At 72.0% G+C, this 23,932-nt stretch carries 22 protein-coding genes; 14 read left to right on the top strand and 8 right to left on the bottom strand.

The window, feature by feature from the left end; translation table 11 throughout:
• Positions 1-173: 173 nt before the first annotated feature.
• Together ACPA54_RS14645 and ACPA54_RS14650 are read right to left on the bottom strand one after the other, a co-directional pair.
• On the bottom strand, positions 174-962 hold the full coding sequence (locus ACPA54_RS14645; RefSeq protein WP_423529670.1) for an SDR family NAD(P)-dependent oxidoreductase: 789 nt from the start codon (positions 960-962) through the stop codon (positions 174-176).
• Between the two features lie 297 nt (positions 963-1,259).
• Positions 1,260-2,825 carry an MFS transporter gene (locus tag ACPA54_RS14650; RefSeq protein WP_423529672.1) on the bottom strand — a complete coding sequence of 522 codons (1,566 nt, stop codon included), beginning with the start codon at positions 2,823-2,825 and terminating at the stop codon, positions 1,260-1,262.
• Between the two features lie 218 nt (positions 2,826-3,043).
• Here ACPA54_RS14650 and ACPA54_RS14655 point away from each other — a divergent pair, with 218 nt between their 5' ends.
• From ACPA54_RS14655 to ACPA54_RS14680, 6 genes are all read left to right on the top strand, one after another.
• On the top strand, positions 3,044-4,333 hold the full coding sequence (locus ACPA54_RS14655) for a sensor histidine kinase (protein WP_423529674.1): 1,290 nt from the start codon (positions 3,044-3,046) through the stop codon (positions 4,331-4,333).
• On the top strand, positions 4,297-4,944 hold the full coding sequence (locus ACPA54_RS14660; RefSeq protein ID WP_423529676.1) for a response regulator transcription factor: 648 nt from the start codon (positions 4,297-4,299) through the stop codon (positions 4,942-4,944). The genes ACPA54_RS14655 and ACPA54_RS14660 overlap by 37 nt, the downstream gene beginning before the upstream one ends.
• Before the next feature lie 329 nt (positions 4,945-5,273).
• Positions 5,274-7,487, top strand: coding sequence for an MMPL family transporter (locus ACPA54_RS14665; protein ID WP_423529678.1), 2,214 nt, complete (start codon positions 5,274-5,276; stop codon positions 7,485-7,487).
• Between the two features lie 31 nt (positions 7,488-7,518).
• Positions 7,519-8,958, top strand: coding sequence for a sensor histidine kinase (locus ACPA54_RS14670; protein WP_423529680.1), 1,440 nt, complete (start codon positions 7,519-7,521; stop codon positions 8,956-8,958).
• On the top strand, positions 8,943-9,614 hold the full coding sequence (locus tag ACPA54_RS14675) for a response regulator (RefSeq protein ID WP_423529682.1): 672 nt from the start codon (positions 8,943-8,945) through the stop codon (positions 9,612-9,614). The genes ACPA54_RS14670 and ACPA54_RS14675 overlap by 16 nt, the downstream gene beginning before the upstream one ends.
• 773 nt (positions 9,615-10,387) lie before the next feature.
• Positions 10,388-10,852, top strand: coding sequence for an NUDIX domain-containing protein (locus ACPA54_RS14680; protein WP_423529684.1), 465 nt, complete (start codon positions 10,388-10,390; stop codon positions 10,850-10,852).
• Between the two features lie 37 nt (positions 10,853-10,889).
• On the opposite strand, the gene ACPA54_RS14685 is transcribed toward ACPA54_RS14680, so the two are convergent.
• The 3 genes from ACPA54_RS14685 to ACPA54_RS14695 form a co-directional block, all read right to left on the bottom strand.
• Positions 10,890-11,786: a LysR family transcriptional regulator gene (locus tag ACPA54_RS14685; RefSeq protein WP_423529686.1), complete on the bottom strand. Its 897-nt coding sequence runs from the start codon at positions 11,784-11,786 to the stop codon at positions 10,890-10,892.
• Between the two features lie 244 nt (positions 11,787-12,030).
• Complete coding sequence (locus ACPA54_RS14690) at positions 12,031-13,164, bottom strand: cystathionine gamma-lyase (protein WP_423529688.1); 1,134 nt, start codon at positions 13,162-13,164, stop codon at positions 12,031-12,033.
• 38 nt (positions 13,165-13,202) lie between these two features.
• On the bottom strand, positions 13,203-13,577 hold the full coding sequence (locus ACPA54_RS14695) for a phage holin family protein (protein ID WP_423529690.1): 375 nt from the start codon (positions 13,575-13,577) through the stop codon (positions 13,203-13,205).
• Positions 13,578-13,769: 192 nt separating this feature from the next.
• Here ACPA54_RS14695 and ACPA54_RS14700 point away from each other — a divergent pair, with 192 nt between their 5' ends.
• The 3 genes from ACPA54_RS14700 to ACPA54_RS14710 all read left to right on the top strand — a co-directional run bounded on the left by ACPA54_RS14700 (position 13,770) and on the right by ACPA54_RS14710 (position 15,251).
• A complete protein-coding gene (locus ACPA54_RS14700; RefSeq protein ID WP_345679556.1) occupies positions 13,770-14,087 on the top strand; it encodes a cupin domain-containing protein in 318 nt (105 codons plus the stop codon).
• A gap of 103 nt (positions 14,088-14,190) precedes the next feature.
• Positions 14,191-14,886 carry a thiaminase II gene (gene tenA / locus ACPA54_RS14705; protein ID WP_423529692.1) on the top strand — a complete coding sequence of 232 codons (696 nt, stop codon included), beginning with the start codon at positions 14,191-14,193 and terminating at the stop codon, positions 14,884-14,886.
• Between the two features lie 161 nt (positions 14,887-15,047).
• Positions 15,048-15,251 carry a hypothetical protein gene (locus ACPA54_RS14710; RefSeq protein ID WP_423529694.1) on the top strand — a complete coding sequence of 68 codons (204 nt, stop codon included), beginning with the start codon at positions 15,048-15,050 and terminating at the stop codon, positions 15,249-15,251.
• 190 nt (positions 15,252-15,441) lie between these two features.
• Here ACPA54_RS14710 and ACPA54_RS14715 read toward each other — a convergent pair whose 3' ends face one another.
• On the bottom strand, positions 15,442-16,992 hold the full coding sequence (locus ACPA54_RS14715; RefSeq protein ID WP_423529696.1) for an SPFH domain-containing protein: 1,551 nt from the start codon (positions 16,990-16,992) through the stop codon (positions 15,442-15,444).
• A 236-nt stretch (positions 16,993-17,228) separates the two neighbouring features.
• Between ACPA54_RS14715 and ACPA54_RS14720 the strand changes: the two genes are divergently transcribed.
• From ACPA54_RS14720 to ACPA54_RS14730, 3 genes are read left to right on the top strand one after another with little or no spacing between them, the layout of a single operon-like run.
• Positions 17,229-18,146: an NAD-dependent epimerase/dehydratase family protein gene (locus tag ACPA54_RS14720; RefSeq protein WP_423529698.1), complete on the top strand. Its 918-nt coding sequence runs from the start codon at positions 17,229-17,231 to the stop codon at positions 18,144-18,146.
• A 23-nt stretch (positions 18,147-18,169) separates the two neighbouring features.
• Positions 18,170-19,060 carry an RNA polymerase sigma-70 factor gene (locus ACPA54_RS14725; protein ID WP_423529700.1) on the top strand — a complete coding sequence of 297 codons (891 nt, stop codon included), beginning with the start codon at positions 18,170-18,172 and terminating at the stop codon, positions 19,058-19,060.
• Positions 19,061-19,097: 37 nt separating this feature from the next.
• Positions 19,098-19,976: a 1-aminocyclopropane-1-carboxylate deaminase/D-cysteine desulfhydrase gene (locus ACPA54_RS14730; RefSeq protein ID WP_423529702.1), complete on the top strand. Its 879-nt coding sequence runs from the start codon at positions 19,098-19,100 to the stop codon at positions 19,974-19,976.
• A 10-nt stretch (positions 19,977-19,986) separates the two neighbouring features.
• On the opposite strand, the gene ACPA54_RS14735 is transcribed toward ACPA54_RS14730, so the two are convergent.
• Positions 19,987-20,307: a hypothetical protein gene (locus tag ACPA54_RS14735; RefSeq protein WP_423529704.1), complete on the bottom strand. Its 321-nt coding sequence runs from the start codon at positions 20,305-20,307 to the stop codon at positions 19,987-19,989.
• A 402-nt stretch (positions 20,308-20,709) separates the two neighbouring features.
• Positions 20,710-21,519, bottom strand: a complete 810-nt coding sequence (locus ACPA54_RS14740) for a cyclase family protein (RefSeq protein WP_423529706.1) — start codon at positions 21,517-21,519, stop codon at positions 20,710-20,712.
• Positions 21,520-21,634: 115 nt separating this feature from the next.
• Between ACPA54_RS14740 and ACPA54_RS14745 the strand changes: the two genes are divergently transcribed.
• A complete protein-coding gene (locus ACPA54_RS14745; protein ID WP_423529884.1) occupies positions 21,635-22,408 on the top strand; it encodes a DUF1838 family protein in 774 nt (257 codons plus the stop codon).
• A 72-nt stretch (positions 22,409-22,480) separates the two neighbouring features.
• Positions 22,481-23,920, top strand: coding sequence for a DUF2079 domain-containing protein (locus tag ACPA54_RS14750; protein WP_423529708.1), 1,440 nt, complete (start codon positions 22,481-22,483; stop codon positions 23,918-23,920).
• The last annotated feature ends 12 nt before the right edge of the window (positions 23,921-23,932 follow it).

Raw genomic sequence — 23,932 nt, forward strand, 5'->3', positions numbered from 1 at the left:
CGGCGGGGGGGGGGGGGGGGGGGGGGGGCGGGGGGGGGGGGGGGGGCGCCCCCGGGGGCCCCCCCCCCCCCGGGGGGGGGGGGGGGGCGGGGGCCCCCCCCCACCGGGGTGGCCGTGCCGGACGAGGCGGCGACGGGGGCGCCTTCGCCTCGCCCGGCTCGGGCCTCGGCGGTTCAGCGGGCGGTGAAGCCGCCGTCGATGGCGATGGCGGCGCCGGTGACGAACGAGGCTTCGTCGCTGAGCAGGTACGCGATCAGCGGGGCGATCTCGTCCGGCTGGGCGATCCGGTTGACCGGGTGCAGTGCGGCGATCGCCGCGGCAGCCTCGTCGGTGGTCATCATCGTGGCGCGGGACAGCGGCGTGTCGACGCCGCCGGTGGTGAGGGCGTTGACGCGGATGCCGCGCTCGGCGTTCTCCAGGGCGGCGGCCCGGGTGAGGCCGACGACGCCGTGCTTGGCGGCGACGTACGGCGCGACCTGCGCCATGCCGACGACGCCGAGGTTGGACGCGTTGTTGACGATCGCGCCGCCGCCGGACGCGAGGATCGCCGGGACCTGGTACTTGAGGCCGTAGAAGACGCTGGTGAGGTTGTGGCCGATCTCGGCGTGCCAGGCGTCGGCGGGGATGCCTTCCAGCGGGCCGCCCGCGTTGACGCCGCCGGCGTTGTTGAACGCGCCGTCCAGGCGGCCGAATTCGGCGACGGTCGCGGCGACCGCGGCCTCCGCGTCCTCGGCCGCCGTGAAGTCCGCGGCGACGAAGAGGACCTGGGCTCCGGTGGCGGCGCGGAGTTCGGCGGCGGCCTGCTCGCCGACGTCCTTGCGGCGGCCGGCGATGGCGACCGCGGCGCCTTCGGCGGCCAGACGCCGGGCCGCGGCGAGCCCGATGCCCGAGGTGCCGCCGGTGACGAGGACGGCCTTGCCGGCCATGCGGGCGGAGACGGGGGCGGGGAGGGGAGTGGACATGCTGCTGCCTTCCGAACAGGGCTTTCGCGCAGAGGATTTCGGTGTCGCAGCCGGGCCCGGCTCGTGATCACGTCCTCTACTTTGCGGTACCTCGGCGGGGGCCGCTGGCGGGAATCGGACGGGGCGTGGGCCGCCGGACGACACCCCGGAAGCCGCGAAGGAAGCCGCGAAGGAAGACCCGGAAGACCTCGGAAGGCTGTGGAAGGCCGGGGAAGGCCGCGGAAGAACACCGGGAACGCCGGAACCCGGCTCGCCGAGGCGAGCCGGGTTCCCGGTGAGGCAGGTCCTCCGCGCGTCTTACGCGGCCGTCGTGAACTCCGGCTCCTCGGCCGCGGCCTCGTCCGCCGGGTCGGCGATGGTGTCCGGCACGCCGCGCAGCCCGTAGGCGGCCGCGACCGCGGTGACCAGGGCGAGCCCGGCGCTGATCAGTGCGGTGACGTGCATGCCGCCCACGAAGGCGCTGCGGGCGGCGTCGCCGACCGCGCCGGCCAGGTCGGCCGGCAGGTGCGCGGCGCCGGCCAGCGCGCCGCCGAGCGATTCGCGGGCGCCGTCGGCGGTGCCGGCGGGCGTCCCGGCGGGCAGGTCCAGGTTGGTGCGGTACACGCTGTTGAGGACCGAGCCGAGGACCGCCATGCCGAGTGCGCCGCCGAGTTCGGTGGCCGTCTCGGAGATCGCGGACGCCGCTCCGGCGCGCTCCTTCGGCACCGCGGCCAGGACGGTGTCGGCGGTGACCGTCAGCGCCATGCCCATGCCCGTGCCGACCGGCAGCATCGCGGCGACCAGCACGGCGTAGTGGGCCTCGGTGCCGGTCAGCAGGTACAGCGAGAAGCCGGCCGACGAGACGAGCAGGCCGAGGGCGACGGTGTTGCCGCGGCCGATGCGGGTGATGAGCGCGGCGGCGAGGGCGCCGCCGGCCATCGCGGCGACCGCGCCGGGCAGTCCGGCGAGGCCGGCCTTGAGCGGGGACCAGCCGAGCACCGACTGGAAGTACTGGGCGAAGATCAGCGACTGAGCGACCAGGGCGAACATCGCGAACGCGTTGGCGGCGATCGATCCGGCGAAGGCCCGCTCCCGGAACAGCGCGAGGTCGATGAGCGGCGAGGCGACCCGGGACTGGCGGCGCACGAAGAGGAAGGCGGCGGCGATGCCGATCAGCGCGGCGACGGCGACCTGGGGCTGCGCGATGCCGCTGTGCGCGGCTTCCTTGACCGCGTAGACCAGGCCGAGCACGGCGGCGATGGACAGCGGGACGCTGGGCAGGTCGAGGCGTCCGGGGTTCGGGTTGCGGGATTCCGGCAGGACGACCGCGCCCGCGACGAGGATCGCGGCCATGATCGGCAGGTTGATCAGGAACACCGACCCCCACCAGAAGTGGTCGAGGACGAGGCCGCCGAGGAGCGGGCCGAGGCCCACGCCGGCGCCGCTGATGCCGCTCCAGATGCCGACCGCGGCGGTGCGTTCCTTCGGGTCGGTGAAGACGTTGCGGATGAGGGACAGCGTGGACGGCATGATCGTGGCGCCCGCCACGCCCAGCAGGGCGCGGGCGGCGATGAGCATTTCCGGGCTGGACGCGTAGGCGGTGAGCGCGGACGCGGCGGCGAATCCGGCGGTGCCGATGAGCAGGAGCCGCTTCCGGCCGATGCGGTCGCCGAGCCAGCCCATCGTGACGAGCAGGCCGGCCAGGGCGAAGCCGTAGCCGTCGGCGATCCACAGCAACTGGGTGGCGGACGGGTCGAGGTCGTCGACGAGGCCGGGGATGGCCAGGTGCAGGGCGCCCATGTCGATGGTCAGGACGAGCACCGCCAGGCAGCCGACGGCGAGCGTCCCCCACTTGCGGGCCGGGGAAATCTGCGAGGTCTCCATGCCGAGAAGACTCGCGGGGGCCGCTGACCGGACGGTGACCGCGCGCTGACCGGGCCGGCCGACGGCTGGTCAGCGGGCACCCGGAGCGGTAAGGGTGGGGCCAGACCCACCCAACCCCGGGGCCCCAGCGCAATGCCCCCACCCCCGCGCCGTAGGCAGACTTACCCGTGTCGGAGCAAGAAACCTCGCAGGTCGGGGCCCACGCCGAGGAGGCAGCAGTGAGTGCAAGCGGAGTCGCGCGGCGGATCCGCGTCGGGTGGGTCGACGCGTGGCGCGGGCTGTGGCTGGTGGCGCCGATGACGGTGGGCCTGGTGCTGTTCGTGCTCACCGTGGTGTTCCTGCCGCTGATGGTCCTCGGGATCGGTGTGCTGCTGGTCCCCGTCTTCGTGGCGGCGACCCGCGCCCTTGCGGACACCGCGCGGCGCCGGGCCGAGAAGAACGGCGTGCCGATCGCCCGCCCGTACCGTCCCGAGCCGAAGTACGCCCGCGGCATCGTCGGTCAGGTCCAGCGCTGCCGCGCCCTGCTGGGCGACCCCGCGACGTGGCGCGACCTGGTCTGGCTGCTGGCCGAATTCGTGATCGGCATGGTCCTGGGCATCCTCGCGCTCGGGTTCATCGCCGAGGGCGTGTTCGGGCTGCTCCAGCCGTGGCTGTGGAAGACGATCACGGACGCCGGCGACAGCGGCTGGTACACGTTCGTCAAGGTCGACAGCGACAGCCGTGCCTGGCTCGCGGCGCTGGTCGGCGTGGCGTACATCGTGATCGGTTTCTGGATCGCCCCGAAGATGCTCCAGGTCCACGCGAAGTGGTCGCACACGCTCCTCGCGCCCACCCGCAAGGCCGAGATGGAGCTGCGGGTGCGCCACCTGACCGAGACCCGTACCGACGCGGTCGACGCGTCCGCCGCGGAACTGCGCCGCATCGAGCGGGACTTGCACGACGGTGCGCAGGCACGGCTGGTCGCTATGGGCATGAACCTGGGTGCCGCCGAGCAGTTGATGGACTCGAACCCGGACGCGGCCCGTGCGCTGCTGTCCGAGACCCGCGAGGCGTCCGCCAAGGCGCTCAACGAACTCCGGGACCTGGTGCGGGGAATCCACCCGCCGGTGCTCGCCGACCGGGGCTTGGGCGACGCGGTGCGGACGATCGCGCTGGAGAACCCGCTCGAGGTCGAGGTCACCGTGGCGATCCCGGGCCGACTGGAGGCTCCGGTGGAGTCCGCGGCGTACTTCGCGGTCACCGAGGTGCTGACGAACGCGACCAAGCACGCGGGGGCTTCGCACGTGTGGATCGACTTGCGGCACCGCGCCGGGCGGCTGCGCATCGAGGTGGTCGACGACGGCCGCGGCGGTGCGGACTTCGCCAAGGGCACGGGTTTGCGCGGGATCGAGCGGCGACTGGGTACATTCGACGGGACCATCGCCCTCGATTCACCGAAGGGCGGCCCGACGACGGTGACCATGGAGCTGCCGTGCGAGTTGTCCTCGCCGAAGATCTCGCCCTCCTGAGGGACGGGCTGGTGCGGCTTCTCGAAGCCCACGGTTTCGAGATCGCCGCGGCGGTGGACAACGGGCCGGAACTCCTCAAGGCCCTGATCGAGCAGCGCCCCGACGTGGCTGTCGTCGACGTACGACTGCCCCCCACGTTCACCGACGAGGGCCTCCAGGCCGCCCTGGAGGCCCGTCGGCGTGTCCCGGGCCTGCCGGTGCTGGTGCTGTCGCAGTACGTGGAGCAGCTGTACGCGCGCGAGCTCCTCGCCGACGGCTCCGGCGGTGTCGGCTACCTCCTCAAGGACCGGGTCTTCGACACCGCGCAGTTCGTGGACGCGGTGCACCGGGTCGCGGCCGGCGGCACGGCGATGGACCCCGAGGTGATCGCGAAGCTGCTGACGCGCACCGAGCAGCGCCACGAGCCGCTCGGGCGGCTGACCGAGCGGGAGCGCGACGTGCTCAAGCTGATGGCCGAGGGCCGGTCGAACGCGGCGATCGCCAAGCAGCTCTTCGTGTCCGAGGGCGCGGTCAGCAAGCACACGACGAGCATCTTCGGGAAGCTCGCCATCACCGCTTCGGACGACGACAACCGCCGGGTCATGGCGGTGCTCGCGTACCTCGGGGCGTAGCCCCGGCAGCGCGCGGGAAACGTTCTCCGAAGCCGACCGGTTGGAGGCGGCGCCGGGCTCTTTCGTCCTGGGGGACGAACGCCGTCTACTCCCCTCGTAGTAGCCCTCTCCGAGCGCTTCTGCGGGCGGGGTGCGCGCCTCTCCTACAGCGGTTGGAACTTCGCTGACCTGCGGCTTTTCGGATTGTGCCAGACCCTTGCGGGTGTCTACCTTCGATGCTGACACCACCAGCGCTCTCCCCGGCGGACGCCAGTCGCCGAGCTTTGTGAATCGGATCACAAACCCGGTTCGCGGGCGGGGCGGGCGGACGCAGGACGAATGGAGAGCACATGTTCGGACGACTCGGAAGGCTCGTCGTCCACAATCCGTGGAAGGTGATCGGCATCTGGCTGGTCGCCGCCGTGGCGCTGGTCGCGTTCGCGCCCAAGCTGTCGGACATCACCAACCAGGACACGGCGAGCTTCCTGCCCGACAAGTACGAGTCGGTCCAGGCGGCCGACCTCGCCGAGAAGCAGTTCCCGCAGTCCAAGGACCAGAGCGCGCTGACCGTGTTCAAGCGCGCCGACGGCGGGGCGCTCACGGCGGCGGACGAGGCCAAGATCAAGGAGATCGCGGCCAAGCTCCAGGCGGAGAAGGTCAAGCCGGTCGCGTCCGGTACCGCCCGCCCGGCCGGCGAGGTCAGCGGTGTCGGTCCGCTCCAGGTGTCCGAGAACAAGAAGATCGGCCTGGTCGACTTCAGCATCGCGGGCGACGCCCAGGACAAGAAGGTCAACGAGGCCGTCAAGGACCTGCGCGACGCCACGAAGCCGCTGGTGGAAGGCACCGGCCTCAAGTACGGCTATACCGGCGGTCCGGCGATGATGCTGGACAACGAGGACGCCTTCAAGAAGGCCGAGGCGATCGTCGGCATAGTCACGATCGTCCTGATCATCGTGCTGCTGCTGCTCATCTACCGCAGCCCGGTCGCGGCCTTCCTGCCGATCATCGTGGTCGGCATCGTGGCGATGGTGGCCCCGGCGGTGATCGCACTGCTGGGCAAGGCGTTCGACTTCCAGGTCGAACAGTCGCTCCAGACGATGCTCATCGTGGTGCTCTTCGGCATCGGCACGGACTACATCCTCTTCCTGCTGTTCCGCTATCGCGAACGGCTGCGAGCGGGCGACGACAAGAAGCAGGCCATGATCGTGGCCGTCGAGCGCGTCGGCGAGGCCATCGCCTCCGCCGCGGGCGCCGTCGTCATCGCGTTCGGCGCGATGCTCCTGGCCTCGCTCGGCAGCTTCAAGTCGATGGGCCCGGGCCTGGCCATCGCGGTCATCGTCATGGCGATCGCCGGCCTCACCCTGGTTCCCGCGGTCGTCTCGCTGCTCGGCCCGAAGGTGTTCTGGCCGTCGAAGGGCTGGCAGCAGCAGCCGCAGGGCACCACGTTCCACAAGCTCGGCAAGATGACCGGCAACAAGCCGGTCGCCGTCGCGGTGGTGTCCGGCGTGATCATGGTCGCGCTCGCCTCCGGCGTGCTCGGCTTCAAGGCGGACTACGACCAGATCGGCCAGCTGCCGAGCGGCACCGAGTCGGCCAAGGCCATGAAGGACATGCAGACCGGCTTCCCGGCCGGCACGCTCAACCCGACCCAGGTCTTCATCGCGTCCAAGGACGGCAAGCCGCTCGACCGGAACGCCGCCGAGCAGTTCGCGGTGGGCCTCAAGGGTGCGGACGGCGTCGGCGGCGTCAACGTGGTCGACCCGGAGGACCCGGCCAAGCTCCACGTGAACTACAGCAAGGACGGCCTCTACGGCGAGATCAAGCTGGTCCTGAAGGAGAGCCCGTACACCAACGCGGCCCTCGACACGATCAAGCCGCTCCGCGCCACGGCCGACGCGCAGGCTCCGGCCGACACGGACGTCCTGGTCGGCGGTGCCACCGGTTCGTTCGCGGACGTCCGCGACGCCACCAACCGCGACATGAAGGTCATCTTCCCGGTCGCGGGGCTGCTGATCGCGCTGATCCTGGGCCTGCTGCTGCGCAGCCTCGTGGCACCCTGGTACCTGATCCTCGCGGTCGTCCTCGGCTACGCGGCCACGCTCGGCGCGACGGTGTTCGTGTTCCAGGGCCTCGCCGACCACGCGGGCGTGATGTTCATGCTGCCGATCATGATCTACATGTTCGTGGTCGCGATCGGCACGGACTACAACATCCTCATGATCGCCCGATTGCGCGAGGAAGCGCAGGAAGGCCACGAGCCACGGAAGGCCGCGGCACTCGCGGTCGAGCACGCCGGACCGTCCATCGCGGCGGCAGGTGTCATCCTGGCGGGGACGTTCGCATCGCTCATGTTCGCCGGCGTCAGCATGATGATGGAGATGGGCTTCGCGGTCGCGGTGGGCATCTGCATCTCGGCCTTCGTGATGTCGATGTTCCTGGTGCCCGCGGTCACCGCGCTCATCGGCCACAAGGCCTGGTGGCCGGGCCACGCCGACCGGCCCAAGGCCGGCCACGGCGGCGGACACGGCGAGGAAGACCGGGAACCGGTGCTCGCCGGCCGGTGATCCACGGCTGACGGAACCGAAGGAGCAGGACATGCAGTACCAGGACGGCCCCGTACGCAGCGGCGTGCGGGGCCGTCCTGCGTCCGCGCCCACCGCCCCCGCGGCAGGCGCCCCCGTCGTCCCGCAGCTTCCGGAGCCCGCCGAACCGTCCGGGCCGCCGATGCCCGGCGGGCCGCGGTGGCGCTGGCAGGAACGCTGCGGCGCGATCCGCAACCACCCCTGGATGTCGGACATCCTCGTGGTCGCCATGGTCATCGCGGTGACCGTCGGCGGCGCCATCGCGCCATCCCAGAAACCCCACGTACCGGGCGCCCCCAACGGGCTCAACCTCACCATCGCGGTGCTGAGCTGCCTGGCGCTTCTGCGCCGCCGCCAGCACCCCCTGATCGTCCTCGCGATCACCGAACTCGCGCAGCTCGCCTACCTCGTCGCGGACGGCCGCGACGGGTCGATCCTGCTGCCGACCCTGATCGCGCTCTACACGGTCGCCTCCCGGGAGGGCCTGCGCCGCGGCCTGTGGATCGCCTCCGCGGTCGCGGTCGCGCACACCGTGATCCGCCTCGCCGTGCTCGCCTCGGCGTTCGTGCGGCCGGAGAACTACCTGTCGGTGGTGTGGCTGTACCTGCCCGTCGCCGTCGGGGAAGCGGTCCGTGCCAAGCGGGCCTACTGGGCCGAGGTGCAGGCCCGCCTCGCCCGCGCCGACCGCGAGCGCGAGGAAGAGGCCGCCCGCCGGGTCACCGCCGAACGCATGCGCATCGCCCGCGAGCTGCACGACGTCGTGGCGCACAGCATCGCGATGATCAACATCCAGGCGGGCGTCGCCGCACACGTCATCGAGCAGGACGTCGGCCAGGCCCGCCAAGCGCTCGTGCACATCAAGGAAGCCAGCCGCGACGCGCTCGCCGAACTCCGCACCACCCTGGGCGTGCTGCGGCAGGACGGGGAGAGCGACCACCCGACCGAGCCGATGCCCGGAGCGGACGGCATCGAGTCGCTGGTCGCGTCGTACCGCACGGCAGGACTGCCGGTGCAGTTGGAGATCGCCGGGGCGCCGCGGCCGCTGCCCGCGCCCGTCGGACTGGCGCTGTACCGGATCGTGCAGGAGTCGCTGACCAACGCGGTCAAGCACGCCGGGCCCGGCGCGCAGGCCGCCGTACGCATCCGGTACGTGCCGCACGAGGTGGACGTCGAGGTCGCCGACGACGGCCGCGGCGCGTCCGCCGGCCCGGGCACCGGCACCGGGCACGGCCTCCTCGGCATGCGGGAACGCGCGACCGCGGTCGGCGGCACGCTGCGCGCCGGACCCGGCGCGGACCGCGGCTACCTGGTCGCGGCGCTGCTGCCGACCGGCGGCGCGCCGCCCTCGTCCGCGGTGGCCCCCGCGGCCCCCTCAGCCTCCGCGAGCGGTGCGGACGCCCCCGCGTCCGCGGCCGCCGCGGCAACGGAAGGAAACACATGGTCCGGGTCCTGATCGCGGACGACCAGTCGCTCGTGCGCGCCGGCTTCAAGGTGCTCATCGGCTCCGATCCCGAACTCGAGGTGGTCGGCGAAGCGGCGACCGGCGCCGATGCGGTCAGACTGGCGCGCGAGACCCGCGCCGACGTCGTCCTCATGGACATCCGCATGCCGGAGATGGACGGCCTCGAAGCGACCCGCCGGATCGTCGGGGACGAGGACCTGGCCGGGGTGAAGGTGCTGGTGCTCACCACGTTCGAAGTCGACGACTACGTGTTCGAGGCGCTGCGCGCGGGCGCCAGCGGCTTCCTGGTCAAGGACACCGAACCGGCCGACCTGCTGCGCGCCATCAAGACCGTCGCGGCGGGCGAGTCGCTACTCTCGCCGGGCGCCACACGCGCGCTGGTGGGCCGGTTCCTGTCCCAGCCCGAGCCGAAGGTCGCGGCCCCGGACCGGCTGACCGCGCTGACCGACCGGGAACGCGAGGTGCTGGCACTGGTGGCGTCCGGAATGAGCAACGACGAGATCGCCGAGCACTTGTTCGTGTCCCCGCTGACCGCGAAGACCCACGTCAGCCGCGCGATGGTGAAACTGGGCGCCCGCGACCGGGCGCAACTGGTCGTGATCGCCTACGAGTCGGGGGTGGTCCGGCCGGGGCCGGGGGCGGGCTGACGGCGGGATGGGGGACGGGTTGTCCACAGGCCGGGTTTTCGTGGTGGACCACCGGAGGGCGGGTGCGAGAGGGTCGCCGGGTCGGAAGGAGATCCGACGGCGGCGGGGGTGGGGGAGGGGCCTTCGCAGAGACTCCGACCGGAGACGGTGGGAGACATCCCATGGCGTTGGGGTGTCAAGCTGCGGTGAGGTTGGTGTGGTGGGCCCAGGCGGTGGCTTCGTCGTAGTGGGTGTGTGTTCTGAGGTATCCGTGGAGGATGCCGACGAGGCGGTTGCCGAGTTGGCGTAGGGCGGGGTTGTAGCACCTGCCCCGGTTCCGCGGCCTGCCCGGGCATGCCGGGCAATGAGCGCGGGCAGCCTCGACGCCTTCCGGAAGCCGGGGCGCGGCGAGTTTGCGGCCTGCGGAAGACCCAGCTCGCGCTCTCATGGACCCACTGCTCACACCGCCACAACCCCGCGGCGGGCACGCCATCCCATCAGCAGTCGGCCTCCCGGCCACAACCGGTAAGAGACACGGTCTCCCACCAGAACTCCCACGGCTCAGGAGGGTGCGGTGCTCACCTGCCGGCGGCCACTCATCGAGGTTCCGACTACGACTCGATGAACCCCATGAGGGAGGGCCCTATTCGGGTGTTGCTCCACCCTGTCCTCGCGCATGAACCGCTCCCGCAATCGGAATGATCTCTTCAGGATCGGGAATCGCGGCGTCGGCGTCAGTCCCGCCAACGCCGCCGGGTCCCGCGGGACGGCACGGACAGCCTGGGAGCGGCAGCATGCGGGAAGTGGTCAAGAAGACGGCTCGCGCGATCCTGCTCGACGACGAGGACCGGCTGGTGCTGATCAAGCGCACCAAGCCGGGGCGGACGCCGTACTGGATCACGCCGGGCGGCGGCGTCGAGGACGGCGACACCACCGTCGTGGCGGGGTTGCGGCGCGAGGTGCTGGAAGAGCTGGGCGGGAAACTCGCCTCGTGTGTCCCGGCGTTCGTGGACACGGTGCCGGAACCCGGCGGCGGCGTGAAGGTGCAGCACTTCTTCGCGTGCCGACTGGAGTCCGTCGATCCGTCGCTGCGGCACGGCCCCGAAGTCGACGAGCCCAACGGCATGTACGAAGTCGTGCGGGTGCCGTTCACTCCCGAGGGCCTGGCCACCGTCGACGTCGTGCCCGCCACGCTCGCGGCCTACCTGACAGCGAACATCGAAGGCATCCTCACCTTGCTCCGCCGCGACCTGCAGTAGGCCCCGCCCACCTAAACCGCCCGCACAGCCGGGAAGTTCACCAGCCGGCCGCGCGCGAAACCAGCCGCGCGTGCAGCTGCGCGAGGTGCGGCCGGCTCAGCTCTCCCGTGCGCACGGCGAGGAACAGCGTGCTCAGCGGCGGGATTTCCGGTTCCAGCAAGGCCACCAGCGCACCGCTGCCGAGCGCTTCGGCGCACAGGTAGCGCGGCAGCACGGCGATGCCCGCGCCGGCGAGCGCGCAGTCGACGACGGCCCGCAGGTCCGGCACGACGAGCGCGGCCGGCGTGGTCGGCTTGGTGTCGAACACGCTGGCCCAGTACCGCTCGACGAGGGTCTGCTCCTCGTTGTCGGCGACCAGCGGCACGCCGTCCAGCGCGAGGTGGCCTTCGGCTTCCAGCCGGTGGCAGGGCAGGCGTTCGGCCCACGCCGGGGCGCCGACCAGCACGTACTCCTCGTCGGCGAGCGGTGTGGCGGTGATGCCGCGGACCCGTGGCCGGACGTCGGATATGACGATGTCGTGGCGGGCCGCGGCCAGGCCGGTGAGCAGGTCGTCGCCGGATCCGAGGCTCACCCGCAGGCGCAGTCCGCGGCGCACCAGGTCGGCGAGCGCGGGGAGCACGAGCCGTCCGGTGATCTCCGGGGGGCCCGCCAAGTGCACGGTCTGGCGCAGCGGGTCGGTGCCGAGTACGTCGCGCGCGGTGATTTCTTCCAGCGCGTCCAGGTGCGGGGCGAGTTTGGCGGCGAGTTCGTCGGCGACGGTGGTGGGGGTGACGCCGCGCGGCAGCCGCTGGAACAGCTGGCGGCCGACCTGCTTTTCGAGGCTGCGGATCTGTGCGGTGATCGCGGGCTGCGAGAGGTCGAGCAGGTGTGCGGCGCGCGTGAAGGATCCGGCCCGGTGGACGGCCAGGAACGTGCGCAGCAAAGTCAGATCCACGAACCCCCCTGCCGTTCGTTCCCCCACCGGATACCCACCGGGATATGTCTGCCCGGATTCGTGTGGTGAAACACTGTTGAAGTGCGGTCCCCGCCAAGACCAGAGTCATCCTGGGCGGGCCCGGAGGGCGCGAACAAGTCGTTGTGCACCGGATCCTGGGGTATTGACCGGAAACCGCGCAGGGTTGACGTGATCTTGTAATCGGGGCGCCCGGTCCACCGGGCCGACGGGTTGGCCCGGCGGTTCAGCCCAGGGCTTTGGCCAGCGCCTGGGTGACGTCGGCGAGCAGGTCGGGGGTGTCCTCGCAGCCCGCGGAGAAGCGCACGAAGCCTGCCGGGATGTCGTCGCCGGGCCAGCGGCCGCGGCGTTCGGCGATGCTGTGCACCCCGCCGAAACTGGTGGCCTCGGCGACCAGGTCGAGGGCGGCGAGGAAGCGCTGGGCGGTGTCCGCGTCCGGCAGCGTGAAGACGACGATGCAGCCGGGGCGGCGCATCTGCCGGGATGCGAGGGCATATGCCGCGTCGCCGGGCAGGCCGGGGTAGCGCACGTCGGCGACGCCCGGGTGGGCGCTGAGGAGTTCGGCCAGTGCGGTGGCGTTCTGGGTCTGCCGGTCGACGCGCAGGTGCAGGGTGGCCAGCGAGCGGTGCGCGAGCCACGCTTCCATCGGGCCGGGGATGCCGCCGGTCATGGTGCGCCAGGCGCGGATCCGGTCGCCGAGCGCGGGGTCGGCGGAGGCCACGTAGCCGAGCAGGACGTCGGAGTGGCCGGTGAGGGCCTTGGTGCCGCTGGCGACGGACAGGTCGGCGCCGAGCACGAGGGGGAGCTGGCCGAGCGGTGTGGCGAGGGTGTTGTCGACCGCGACGAGCGCGCCGTGGCGGTGCGCGAGTTCGGCGATCGCGGGGATGTCGCAGACGTCGAGGCCGGGGTTGCTGGGGGTTTCCAGCCACACCAGGTCGGCGTCCGGGACGGTCGCGGCGAGGGCCGCGGTATCGGTGCGGACATGTCGGACGGTCACCCCGCGGTCGGCGAGGTGGGCGCCCACCGTGCGGGTGGCCGGGTAGCCGTCGGCGGGGAGGACGACGGTGTGCCCGGGCTGTGCGAGGGCGAGCAGCGCGCCGGAGACCGCGGCCATGCCGGACCCGAAGGAGACGGCTGCGGCGGCTCCTTCGAGGTCGGCCAGCGCGGTCTCCAGCGCGGTCCACGTCGGGTTGGCGAAACGGCCGTACTGGTAGGGGCCGTCGGGGTCGCCGCTCATGTGGAAGGTACTGGCGAACACCGGGCCGTCGGCGAACGGGCCGCCCGGCCGGCCCGGCGGGTGTCCGGCATGGATCGCGCGGGTGCCTTCCGACGTCACGGTCCCTCCTCGGGAATGTTTCACGTGAAACGGCGACGGGCCGGTTGCCCGGCCGCCACGGGTCAGTCGCGGTCGAAGATCAGGTTGAGCGCCCAGCTGACGAGCGACACGCACAGCGCGCCGAGCAGGGCGGGCCAGAACCCGTCCACGTGGAAGCTCAAGTCGAGCTTGCCGGAGACCCACGACGTCAGCCACAGCATGAGCGCGTTGATCACGAAGGTGATCAGGCCCAGGGTGAGGATGAACAGAGGCAGTGAGAACAGTTTGACGAGCGGCTTGATCAGCACGTTGATGACGCCGAAGATCGCCGCGACGATCAGCACCGTGCCGGCTTTGTTGCCCCACGAGTCACCCGTGATGTTGACACCGCTGACCACCAGTGTGGTGATCCAAATGGCCGCCGCGTTGGCGAGCAGTTTGACGAGAAGGCTCTTCATACACCCGATCGTGTCAGGTGCGGCCGTCTGGCGGGAGGCGCCGAAAGTCCCGATGCGCTGCTGTGGCCCAACAGTGGCGCAACGGTGGTGCACTGCCGGGCACGCGGCGGAGAGGTGTGTGCGTCCGGGTGCCGTATCTTCGGGCCCGGGGTGCCCGGTGGGGGCCCGCGGACGGTGGAGGAGTGGCGCGCGGTGAAGGTGTTCCGACTCGACGACCTGGATCTGGAGCGGGCGCAGGAACGCGGGGCCTACCTGCGGTTCCTGAACGAGCGCCACTTCTCGATGGGGCTGTACGCGCTGGAGCCCGGCGAGGTCGACACCCAGAAGCCGCACGGCCAGGACGAGGTCTACGTCGTGGTCAGCGGCCGGGCGAGCCTGACCGTGGGCGACGAGGTGACGGATGTCGCACGCGGCAGCGTGGTGTTCGTGGCGGCCGGCGTCGAGCACCGTTTCCACCGGATCACCGAGGCGCTGCGCGTGCTGGTCTTCTTCTCCCCGCCCGAGTCCTGACCCGCCCGAGTCCCGACCGATCGGGGTCCCGACCCGCGGCACTCCCGACCCGTCGCCCGACGGCCCCGTTAGGCTGAACGGGCACCGGGCCGAGGCGCGGCCGGTGCGCGGCAAGGAAAGGCAGGCAGGGCACACCATGGCGTTCCGCGACGAACTGTGGGCGGCGATCGAGGACGTGTACGCGGAGATCCTCGCGCACCCGTTCCTCCAGGGCCTGACCGGCGGCACCCTGCCCGCCGAGGCGTTCCGCCACTACGTCGTGCAGGACTCGCACTACCTGCGCGACTACGCCCGCGCGCTCGCGGTGTGCGCCGCCAAGGCGCCGGACGAGGACGCCGTCCGCCAGTTCGCCGCGGATGCTGCCGGGGCGATCGCCGCCGAGCAGGCGATGCACGCGGACTTCCTGGCCGCGTACGGGACTTCCGCCGAAGTGGCGGCCACCGAACCGGTGCTGCCCGCCACCCGCGCGTACACCAGCTACCTGCTCGCGGCTTCCTACGGCGGCTCGTTCGCCGAAGGCCTCGGCGCGGTGCTGCCCTGCTACTGGATCTACGCCCGGGTCGGCGAGGCGCTGTTGGAGAAGTCCTCGCCGAACCCGCTGTACGCGCACTGGATTTCCACCTACGGCGACGAGGCGTTCCAGCAGACCGTGGAGGCCGTGCTGGAGCTGACCGACCGGGTCGGCGCGGACCTCGGTGCCACCGAACGCGCCCGCGTGATCCAGCACTTCGTCACGACGTCGAAGTACGAGTGGATGTTCTGGGACGCCGCGTGGCGCCGCGAGGCCTGGCCGGTCTGAGCCGGGTTTCCGGTACGGGAACCACACACGGGGGTGTCGCGTCCCCGGTAACGGGCAGATAACGAGTACTGCACCGGCGCTCCGTACACGCCGAAATATCGGGTGGCCAGGGGCGCTTGCATGGACCGTAAGACCGTCCGCGACCGCGTCTGGGGGATGCCATGGGTTCCGTACCCGAGTGGCTGCGCCTGGGGATACCGCTGCTCGTCCTGCTCGGCATAGCCGGGCTGCTCGTCTGGGTGATCGGCGCGTTCCTCGGGTTCATCGTGAAACTGCTGGTGGGTTCGCTGATCGTGATCGGGTTCGTGGCGCTGCTGACGCATTCCGGGGTCACCGGAACGGCGCGCGGCGACCGGATGCGCTGACCGTCGGGGAGACCACGGCACCGTAAGTCCGATAAGCCCGATAAGTCCGAAAAGCCTGATGAGCCCGACAGGCACGGCAAGCACGGCAAGCACGGCAAGCACGGCAAGCACGGCAAGCACGACAGGCCCGCGGGCGGCGAGCCCGTCCCGAAGGAAGGCCCGCCGCTCGCGGCGGCAGATCAGGGGCGGACTACTTGCGGGTGATGTTCCGCCCGTCCTGCCCGGCGTCGCCCTGCACCGGGATCGCCTGGGCTTCCGGCTTGCCGTGCTTGGCGATCTTGCCCGGGGCCTCCGGTGCCCCGTTGACGGCCGTCCCGTCCGTGTTCATCGCGGCGAGCATCTGACGGGCGAGGCCCAGGCCGGTGCCGCCGAGGGTGAGCGCCTTGGCGAACATGTCCGCCATGCCGTCGGCACCGTTGAGCAGCACCATGTGGTCGACGTTGCCGAACGCTTCCGCGCCCGCCCGGACGATGTCCGGCCAGTTCTCCGCCAACTGCTGCGCGATGACCGCTTCCTGGTTCTCCGCCAGCGCCGCGGCACGCGCCTTGATCGCTTCCGCCTCGGCCAGACCCTGGGCCTTGGCCGCCTCGGCTTCCGCAAGGCCCTGCGCCTTTGCCGCCTCGGCCTCCGCGAGGCCGCGGGCCCGCGCGGCGTCCGCGTCGGCCGCACCCATCGCCCGGGTGGCTTCGGCCTGCGCGAGGCCGCGCACCTTGGCCGACTCGGCTTCCGCGCTCGCCGCCGTCTTCACCCGGGTCGCCTCGGCGGCCGCGGCCAGCTCGGTCTCGCGGGCCTTCGCCTGCGCGGCGGAGATCCGCGCGTCGCGGTCCGCTTCGGCGATGGTGCGGGTCTGGTAGGCCTGCGCGTCGGCGGGCTTGCGGACGTCCGCCTGGAGCTGCTGCTCGCGCCGCTGCGCTTCCAGCTCGGCGGCCCGCGTCTCCTGCACGATGACTTCCTGCCGCGCGGCGGCCTCGGCCAGTGGGCCGGCCTGCTTGGCCTCGGCCGCGGCCTTGTCCATCTCGGCCTGGTACCCGGCCTGCTGCACCCAGCTGTTGCGGGTCGCCTCGGCCTTGCGGGCCGCGGCCTCCTGCTCGGCCTCGGTCGCGTCCCGGTCGGCGAGCGCCTGCGCGATGCGCGCGTCGCGTTCCACGGCTGCCGCGTGCGGCCGTGCGAGGTTGCCGATGTACCCGGTCGGGTCCTCGATCTCCTGGATCTGGAGCGAGTCGATGATGAGGCCGAGCTTCTCCATCTCGGAGCCGGACGACGCGCGGGTCTGCTCGGTCAGCTTCTCCCGCTCGCGGATCAGCTCCTCGACGGTCAGCCCGCCGACGATCGACCGCAGATGGCCCGCGAACACGCTGTGCACGCGGTCCGTCATCAGCTTCTGCTGGTCGAGGAAGCGGCGCGCCGCGTTGGCGATCGAGATGTAGTCGTCGCCGACCTTGAAGATGACCACGCCGCGCAGGTGCACCGGGATGCCCTGCTTGGTCACGCAGTCCACCGCGAGGTCCGCGGCATTGAGGTCGAGCGACAGCTTGCGCACCGCCTGGACGCCGGGCAGCACGAGCGTCCCGCGGCCGGTGACGATGCGGAACCCGAGGCCCTCCGAGAGGCCCTCGTTGCGGTGCCGGGAACCGGAGATCAGCAGCGCCTCGTTGGGCTCCGCCACCCGCCACATGAGTTTGAACACGATGACGACCACGAGCAGCAGGATCACTGCTGCCACGATGAGGCCGACGGCCATCGGACTGTCCCCCTTCGGACTTCCCTGTGCGCCACTGAGCGGCTGGCTGCGCGCTGACCAGGTGGCGCGTCTGGATTGTGCTCCTGGCGATCGCGCCAAGACAGGGGGAAATCCGTTCCTTGACCCCCGGGGAACAGGGTCGATGGATCTCCCTCACCCCGACGGCGCACGGCTGTGGCGCACGTCACACGGATGGGCGGCTTCGGCTGTCACGGTCGCGGGTTCCCGCTTGTCCCATGGACATGACCGACACCAAGAACGTGCTGCTGGCAGGGGCGACCGGCGTCTTCGGACGGCAGGTCGCCGAGGCTCTCGCCGCCGCGGGCCACACCGTGCTCGGGCTCGGCCGCGGACCGGGCAACGACGTGCGCGCCGACCTGACCGACCGCGACGCGCTGCTGCGCGCCGTGGACGGCCTCGCGGTCGACACCGTCGTGCACGCCGCGACCGCGCTCGCCCGCCCACCCATGCGGCACCGCGACATGGCCGCCACCGACGTGCTGCGCACGGCCGGCACCCGCAACCTCGTCGAGGCCGCGCAGGCCGTCGGGGCGCGCCGGATGATCTCCGAGTCGATGGTTTTCGGCTACGGCTACCGCGACTTCGGCGACCGCGTCCTCACCGAGGACACCGACGTCTACGGCCCCACCGGCCAGCCGCCCGCCTGCCAACGCCACCTCGACGCCATGCGCGTCAAGGAGGAACTCATGCTCGGCACACCCGGCATCGAAGGCATCGGGCTGCGCTTCGGCCTCTTCTACGGCGCGGGCGGAACCGACGCGCTGGTCGCGATGTTGCGCAAGCGCAAGCTGCCCGCGGTGAAGGACCAGGGGCGGGTGCTGCCGTGGATCAACCTCGCGGACGCGGCGCGGGCCGTCGCCCTGGCGGTGGACGGAGGTGTGCCGGGAGAGGCGTACAACATCGTCGACGACACGCCGCTGGGGTTCGGTGCGCACGTCCGCGCGGTCGCCGCGGCGTTCGGGACGCCGAAGCCGCTCGACGTGCCCGGGTGGCTGATGCGGCCGTACTCCTACGCGCACACCATGGTCACCACGAACATGCGCGTGTCCCACGCCAAGGCCGCCGCCGGGCTCGGCTGGCGCCCGGAGTTCCCGGACTGCGCCGCCGGGCTTCGGGATCTTGCCGCGCGCTGACCGGGAATGCCACGGTGAGGAGCATGACGGACGGCATGACGAACGGCATGACGGAGGACGTGTTCGCCGCGCATCGGCGGCTGCTGTTCGGGACCGCCTACCGGCTGACCGGCAGCGTCGCCGACGCGGAGGACATCGTCCAGGACGCGTGGCTGAAATGGCACGGCGTGGACCAAGGCACGGTGGAGCACCCGAAGGCGTACCTGGTGCGCACGGTGACCAACCTGAGCCTGAACCGCATGACGTCCGCGAGGGCCGTCCGCGAGTCCTATGTCGGGCCGTGGCTGCCCGAACCGCTCCTCACGTCGCCCGACGTCGCCGAGGAGGCGGAATTGGCGGACACCGTCTCGATGGCGGTCCTCGTCGTCTTGCAGACCCTGACCCCGGCCGAACGCGCGGTCTTCATGCTGCGCGAGGTCTTCGGCTACTCGCACGCCGAGATCGCCGAGGTGATCGGCAAGTCCGAGGCCACGACACGCCAACTCGCGCACCGGGCCCGGGCCCACGTGCAGGCCCGGCGCCCGCGCTTCACCCCCGACCCGGGCGAGCAGCGGCGCATCGCGGAGAAGTTCCGCGACGCGTGCGCGGACGGCGACCTCAACGGTGTCCTCGCCATGCTGGCCCCAGACGTCACGTCGTGGTCGGACGGCGGCGGCGTGGTCACCGCCGCGCGGCGCCCGCTGCACGGCCCCGACCACGTCGGCCGGTGGATCCTCGGCGTGCTCGCCAAGCCGTCGCTGGCCGGCATCGAGCTGCACCTGGCCGAGATCAACGGCGAGTCCGGCGTCCTTGCGCGGTACGCGGGCACCGCGGTCGGCGCGTTCACCTTCGACACCGACGACACCGGGCTCATCACCGCGCTGCGTTTCCAGGTCAATCCGGCGAAGGTGCAGGGCCTGCAGGGCGACGGGTGACCGGCGGGCGCGCGGACCGGCTCGTATCCTCGACGGGATGTCCGATTCGCCCGAGGTCCGTGTCCCGTCGCCGCTCGCCGAGCTGACCGACGAGCGCTTCGCGTCCCGCGGGGTGCGGCTGTGGCTCAAGCGCGACGACCTGATCCACCCGGAGCTGCCGGGCAACAAGTGGCGCAAGCTGAAGCACAACCTCGCCGACGCCCGCGCCGGCGGCCACCGGACGCTGCTCACGTTCGGCGGCGCCTACTCGAACCACATCCGCGCGACGGCAGCGGCCGGGGCACTCTACGGGTTCGCCACCGTCGGCGTGATCCGCGGGGACGAACTCGTCGGCCGGCCGCTCAACCCGTCGCTCGCCTTCGCCGCCGCGCGCGGCATGCGGCTGGTCTTCGTCGACCGCGGCACCTACCGCCGCCGCGCCGACCCCGACTTCGCCGCCGAACTCGCGGCCGCCCACGGTGATTTCTTCCTGCTCCCGGAAGGCGGCAGCAACGCGGCCGCGGTCCGCGGCTGCGCGGAACTCCCCGCCGAGATCGACGTCGAGCACCACGTGGTCGCGGTGGCCTGCGGCACGGGAGGCACCCTCGCCGGGATCGCCGCCGGCCTCGCGCCGGCACGCACCGCCCTGGGCGTCGCCGTGCTCAAAGGCGGCTTCCTCTCCGGCGAAGTCGCCGCGTCGCAGCACGCCGCCTACGGCCGCGCGACGGCGAACTGGCGCGTCGAAGACGACTTCCACCACGGCGGCTACGCCCGCACCACCCCGGAACTCCTGCACTTCATCGACGACTTCCGGGCCCGGCACGGCGTGGCCCCGGACGAGACCTACGTCGGCAAACTGCTCTACGCCCTGACCGCGCTCGCGGAACGCGGCGCGTTCCCCCCGGGGACCGGCATCGTCGCGGTGAAGACCGGCTGACCGGCCGGGATCAGGAGTCGTCCGCGCACGTGACGAGGTGGCCGGTCGGCACGGTCGCGGCGATGGCGCAGCCGGGCGGCAGGATCGGCAGCGGCCTGGGGCGCGCCGGGTCCGGAGTCTCGTCGCGCGGGTGGTAGATGCCTGCCGAGGCGAGCGAGGTGCCGAGGCCGCGGTCGCCCAGATATATGGTGCAGATCGTCCGCGCTTCCCAGGCGAAGCACGCGAAATCCGTCGCGCGGACGAGCGCGCTCGTGCGCGGATCTTGGCCGCGTGCCTTCAGCGCGAGGGCGACTTTGGTGGCCGGCATGGTGTCCTCGGGAAAGTCCGGCATGGCGGGGACGGCGGGCCCCGCCGAGGCTGTCGGCGTTGCCGGGGGAGGCTCGGAAGGCGTTTCACCAAGGGCGGCCTCGGGTGGTGCGGCATCCACGGCTGCGGTGGTCGCGGGGGCGTCCGCCGGGCTCGGTGTGCCCGCGCCGGTGAGGGCGTGGGCGACACCTCGCGCGGATCGTCCGCGGCCTGCGTCCCGCCCGTCCGGGAGCAGCCAGCGGCGAGGAGTCCGGCCACGAGCAGCACGGAGAGGCTCGTCCGACTGCCGCGGGGGCGGCGATCGGTGTGATGCGGCAGTGCCATCGTCGGTTGCTCCCCCAAGTCCGGTCCGCGGGCGCGGCGCGAGGCCGTGATCATGCCCGGTCGGACACACCGGCACCAGAGCATCCGGCGGTGCTGCCCCGCGTTACTCCGGAATCAGGGCCAGCGGCCGCACCGGCGCCCCCGTCGCGCCGACGATCGGCAACGGGGCGAGCACCAGCAGGCATTCGCCGACGCCGGCGTCCAGGAGTTCGTTCAGCCGCATCGTCTCGACGATGTGGATCCCCGCTTCGACGAGCAGGATGCGGTGCACGGGCAGCGGCGCCGGGCCCAGCCCCGCGGCGATGCGTTCGAACGCGAGGGTCTCGCCGCCGACGATGCGGACGCCGCGCGACGCGAGCCAGTGGGCGGCGTCCGGGCCCGGCCCGGGGACGCCGTCGCGCATCCCCGTGAACACGTCGTACTGGTCCCACACGCGCGACCAGCCGGTGGCGATCAGCACGGCCTGCCCGGGTCGCACATCGGAGCCGGCGAGTGCTTCCGCGCGGGAGAGGTCGTGGGCCGTGATCTCGTATCCGGGCGGCAGGACGTCGACGCCGTACAGCCGCGGCACGTCCAGGACGACCGCGCGGCCGACGTACGGCCGGAACGCTTCGATGCCGTGCGCCGACAGCCCGTGGCCGCTCTGCGCGTCCGCGGCCGCGATGCCGCCGTGCAGCACCCCGTCCTGCGCGACGTGGCCGAGCGCGTCGACGTGCGTGCCGACATGCCCGCCGGTGATGACGATCTCGCTCGCGTCCGAGCTGCCGTCGGGGCGGACGTAGTCGCCGTGCCGGCGGTCCGGCACGAGCCGGAACGGGGGATGGTTCGCGGGCTGCGGCATGCCGCGCCGCAGCGGTTGGGCAAGGTCGAGGACGCGCGATTCGGCCAGCCGGTACCCGTCGATGTAAGCCATACATCTCTCCCGTCCGGACCGCTACGCTTCGGAGCGACGCCGACCCACGGAGGCTCCCGTGTCCCAAGTCAGCGAGCGCGAAACCCCGGGCGGCCCCGCCCCGGACGGCCCCGACCTGGCCGACCCCGCGGACAACCTCAGGTCGTTCGTGCGCGCCCGGGCGAGCACCGGGCCCGAGGACACCGTCGTGTGGTGGACCGGCAACGTGCACAGCCAGGCGCCCGGCGAGAACCACCGGCATCTGTTCCGGTTCGAGGGCTTCAACGTGGGCCGCATGGTCGAGGTCGACGGCGGCTGGCGCTTCCTGGCCCGCGAGGCGGCGTTCTACCAGGACCCGCGCACCGGCGGGATCCTCGACTCCTGGACCGACCCGGACACCGGCGCCGAGCACGAGGTCCTGCACATCTGGAACGACCCGGTGAACCAGGACCTGCTGCTCGACGGGCCGCGCGGCCCGTGGCGGGCGCCGGTCACCGAAGTCGGCGGCGACGTGATGTGGGCGCAGGACATCCTGCTCGCCTACCCGTCCCCGCTGCCGGTGGCGGCCTACCCGGACAACTCCGCCGACGACGTCTACCGGGCCGCCGAACTGTTCCAGTTCTTCTGCCGCCGCGCCGACCTCGACGCGGCCGACCTGCCGTCGGTGCCGTGCCATTTCTCGTGGACGCGCCTGGCGCCGTGGCTGCCGTGGATGCGCCGCGGCGCCCGCCCCGGCGGACTGGTCTACCACTGCCACGGGGCCAAGCTCGGCGGCTACGACGAGCTGCCCGAGCACCTGCGCAAGTACGTCGCCGCCCACGATCCGAAGTTCGCGCATTCGCCCGAGGAGTGGTCGGCGCCCAACGAGACCAGCTGGACGTACTTCCGCAAGCGTCACCCGCAAGGCTGACGCGGAAGGGGTACGGCCGCCCGGGTCGGCGCGCAATTGGACAAGCGCCGCCGATCTGGGAGAGAAACGTACGTGCAGACCTCGCGGATCCGATCGCTGACGTTTCCCGGGCAGCGTGGGACGGGAGCGGCCCGGGCGCCGCGGGACTTCGTCGCCCGCCCGACGCCGTACCTGCTCGCCGTCGTGTTCTTCGGCGTATACACGCTCATCTCGGTGCTGCGTTTCCGGCACGTCGAGAACCCGTCGTGGGACCTGGCGATCTTCGAGCAGGCCGTGAAGGCCTACGCGCACTTCGACGCGCCGATCGTGGACGTCCGCCAACCCGGCATGAACCAGCTCGGCGACCACTTCAGCCCGATCCTGGCCACCCTCGCCCCGTTCTACCGGGTGTTCCCGTCGGCGGTCACGCTGCTCGTCGGGCAGGCGGTGCTCTTCGCGCTCGCGGTGATCCCGGTCACCCGGGTGGCGACGCATTTCCTCGGGTCCGGGCGCGGCACGGCCATCGGGATCGCCTACGGCCTGTCGTGGGGCGTGCAGCGGGCGGTCGACTTCGACTTCCACGAGATCGCCTTCGCCGTCCCGATCCTCGCCTTCCTGCTGGAAGCCCTGCTCCGCGAGCGCTGGCTCGCCGCGGTGCTCTGGTGCCTGCCGCTGCTGCTGGTCAAGGAAGACCTCGGCCTGACCGTCGGCGCGGTCGGCATCTACCTGCTGACCCGGCGCCAGTGGCGGCTCGGCGCCGCCGTGATGGTGATCGGCGCGGCGGTGATGGCACTGACCGTCTACGTGCTGATCCCTGCGCTCAACCCGGACGGCGTCTACGACCAGGGCAAGAGCGCGGGCGGCGGATCGCTGTTCGGGATCTTCGGCGGCTTCCCGAAGGACCTGTTCTGGCCGTGGATCAAGGTCAAGACCCTGCTGTGGGTGTTCGGCGCGGTCGGGTTCCTCGCGCTGCGCTCGCCCGTCGCGATCATCGCCGCCCCCACGCTCACCTGGCGCCTGCTGTCCGACACCCCGAACCACTGGGGCCAGGACTGGCACTACAACGCGGTGCTGATGCCGATCGTGTTCGTCGCCCTCGTCGACGCGATCCGGCGGTCGGCCGATTCGCCGCGGCCGTGGATGCGCACGTGGGCCCGGAACGTGCCGAGCGCGGCGCTCGGCGCGTCGCTCGCGCTGTGCGCGGTGCTGCCGGCGGCGAAGCTCATCGAGCCCGACGAGTACAAGACGCCGCCGCGGCTGCCCGCCGCGGAAGCGGCCGTCCGGCACGTGGCCGAGGGCGCGACCGTGGAGACCGACCTCGGGCTGATCTCCCAGCTGCCGTCCCGGGCGCACGTGTACTGGATCGGCGCGACCGGCGGCGTGATCCCGGACTACGTCGCCGTCAACCGGCCCCCGGCGTTCGGCGACGAGGAACGCCGCCGGCTGCTGGAGGACGCGTCGGCACGGCATCCGGGTGCGACGTACCGGATCGTCTTCGACGACACGTTCGTCATCCTGCAACGCGTGACGTGACCAGCGGCAGGC

Source organism: Uniformispora flossi (assembly GCF_049534875.1).
GTDB classification, from domain to species: Bacteria; Actinomycetota; Actinomycetes; order Streptomycetales; family Streptomycetaceae; genus Yinghuangia; species Yinghuangia aomiensis.

Excerpts from the sequence above, each read along its gene's own strand:
- ACPA54_RS14645 (WP_423529670.1), bottom strand. The coding sequence starts at position 962 with ATGTCCACTCCCCTCCCCGCCCCCGTCTCCGCCCGCATGGCCGGCAAG.
- ACPA54_RS14650 (WP_423529672.1), bottom strand. The coding sequence starts at position 2,825 with ATGGAGACCTCGCAGATTTCCCCGGCCCGCAAGTGGGGGACGCTCGCC.
- ACPA54_RS14665 (WP_423529678.1), top strand. The coding sequence starts at position 5,274 with ATGTTCGGACGACTCGGAAGGCTCGTCGTCCACAATCCGTGGAAGGTG.
- ACPA54_RS14670 (WP_423529680.1), top strand. The coding sequence starts at position 7,519 with ATGCAGTACCAGGACGGCCCCGTACGCAGCGGCGTGCGGGGCCGTCCT.
- ACPA54_RS14675 (WP_423529682.1), top strand. The coding sequence starts at position 8,943 with ATGGTCCGGGTCCTGATCGCGGACGACCAGTCGCTCGTGCGCGCCGGC.
- ACPA54_RS14680 (WP_423529684.1), top strand. The coding sequence starts at position 10,388 with ATGCGGGAAGTGGTCAAGAAGACGGCTCGCGCGATCCTGCTCGACGAC.
- ACPA54_RS14695 (WP_423529690.1), bottom strand. The coding sequence starts at position 13,577 with ATGAAGAGCCTTCTCGTCAAACTGCTCGCCAACGCGGCGGCCATTTGG.
- ACPA54_RS14710 (WP_423529694.1), top strand. The coding sequence starts at position 15,048 with ATGGGTTCCGTACCCGAGTGGCTGCGCCTGGGGATACCGCTGCTCGTC.
- ACPA54_RS14715 (WP_423529696.1), bottom strand. The coding sequence starts at position 16,992 with ATGGCCGTCGGCCTCATCGTGGCAGCAGTGATCCTGCTGCTCGTGGTC.
- ACPA54_RS14720 (WP_423529698.1), top strand. The coding sequence starts at position 17,229 with ATGGACATGACCGACACCAAGAACGTGCTGCTGGCAGGGGCGACCGGC.
- ACPA54_RS14725 (WP_423529700.1), top strand. The coding sequence starts at position 18,170 with ATGACGGACGGCATGACGAACGGCATGACGGAGGACGTGTTCGCCGCG.
- ACPA54_RS14730 (WP_423529702.1), top strand. The coding sequence starts at position 19,098 with ATGTCCGATTCGCCCGAGGTCCGTGTCCCGTCGCCGCTCGCCGAGCTG.
- ACPA54_RS14735 (WP_423529704.1), bottom strand. The coding sequence starts at position 20,307 with ATGCCGGACTTTCCCGAGGACACCATGCCGGCCACCAAAGTCGCCCTC.
- ACPA54_RS14740 (WP_423529706.1), bottom strand. The coding sequence starts at position 21,519 with ATGGCTTACATCGACGGGTACCGGCTGGCCGAATCGCGCGTCCTCGAC.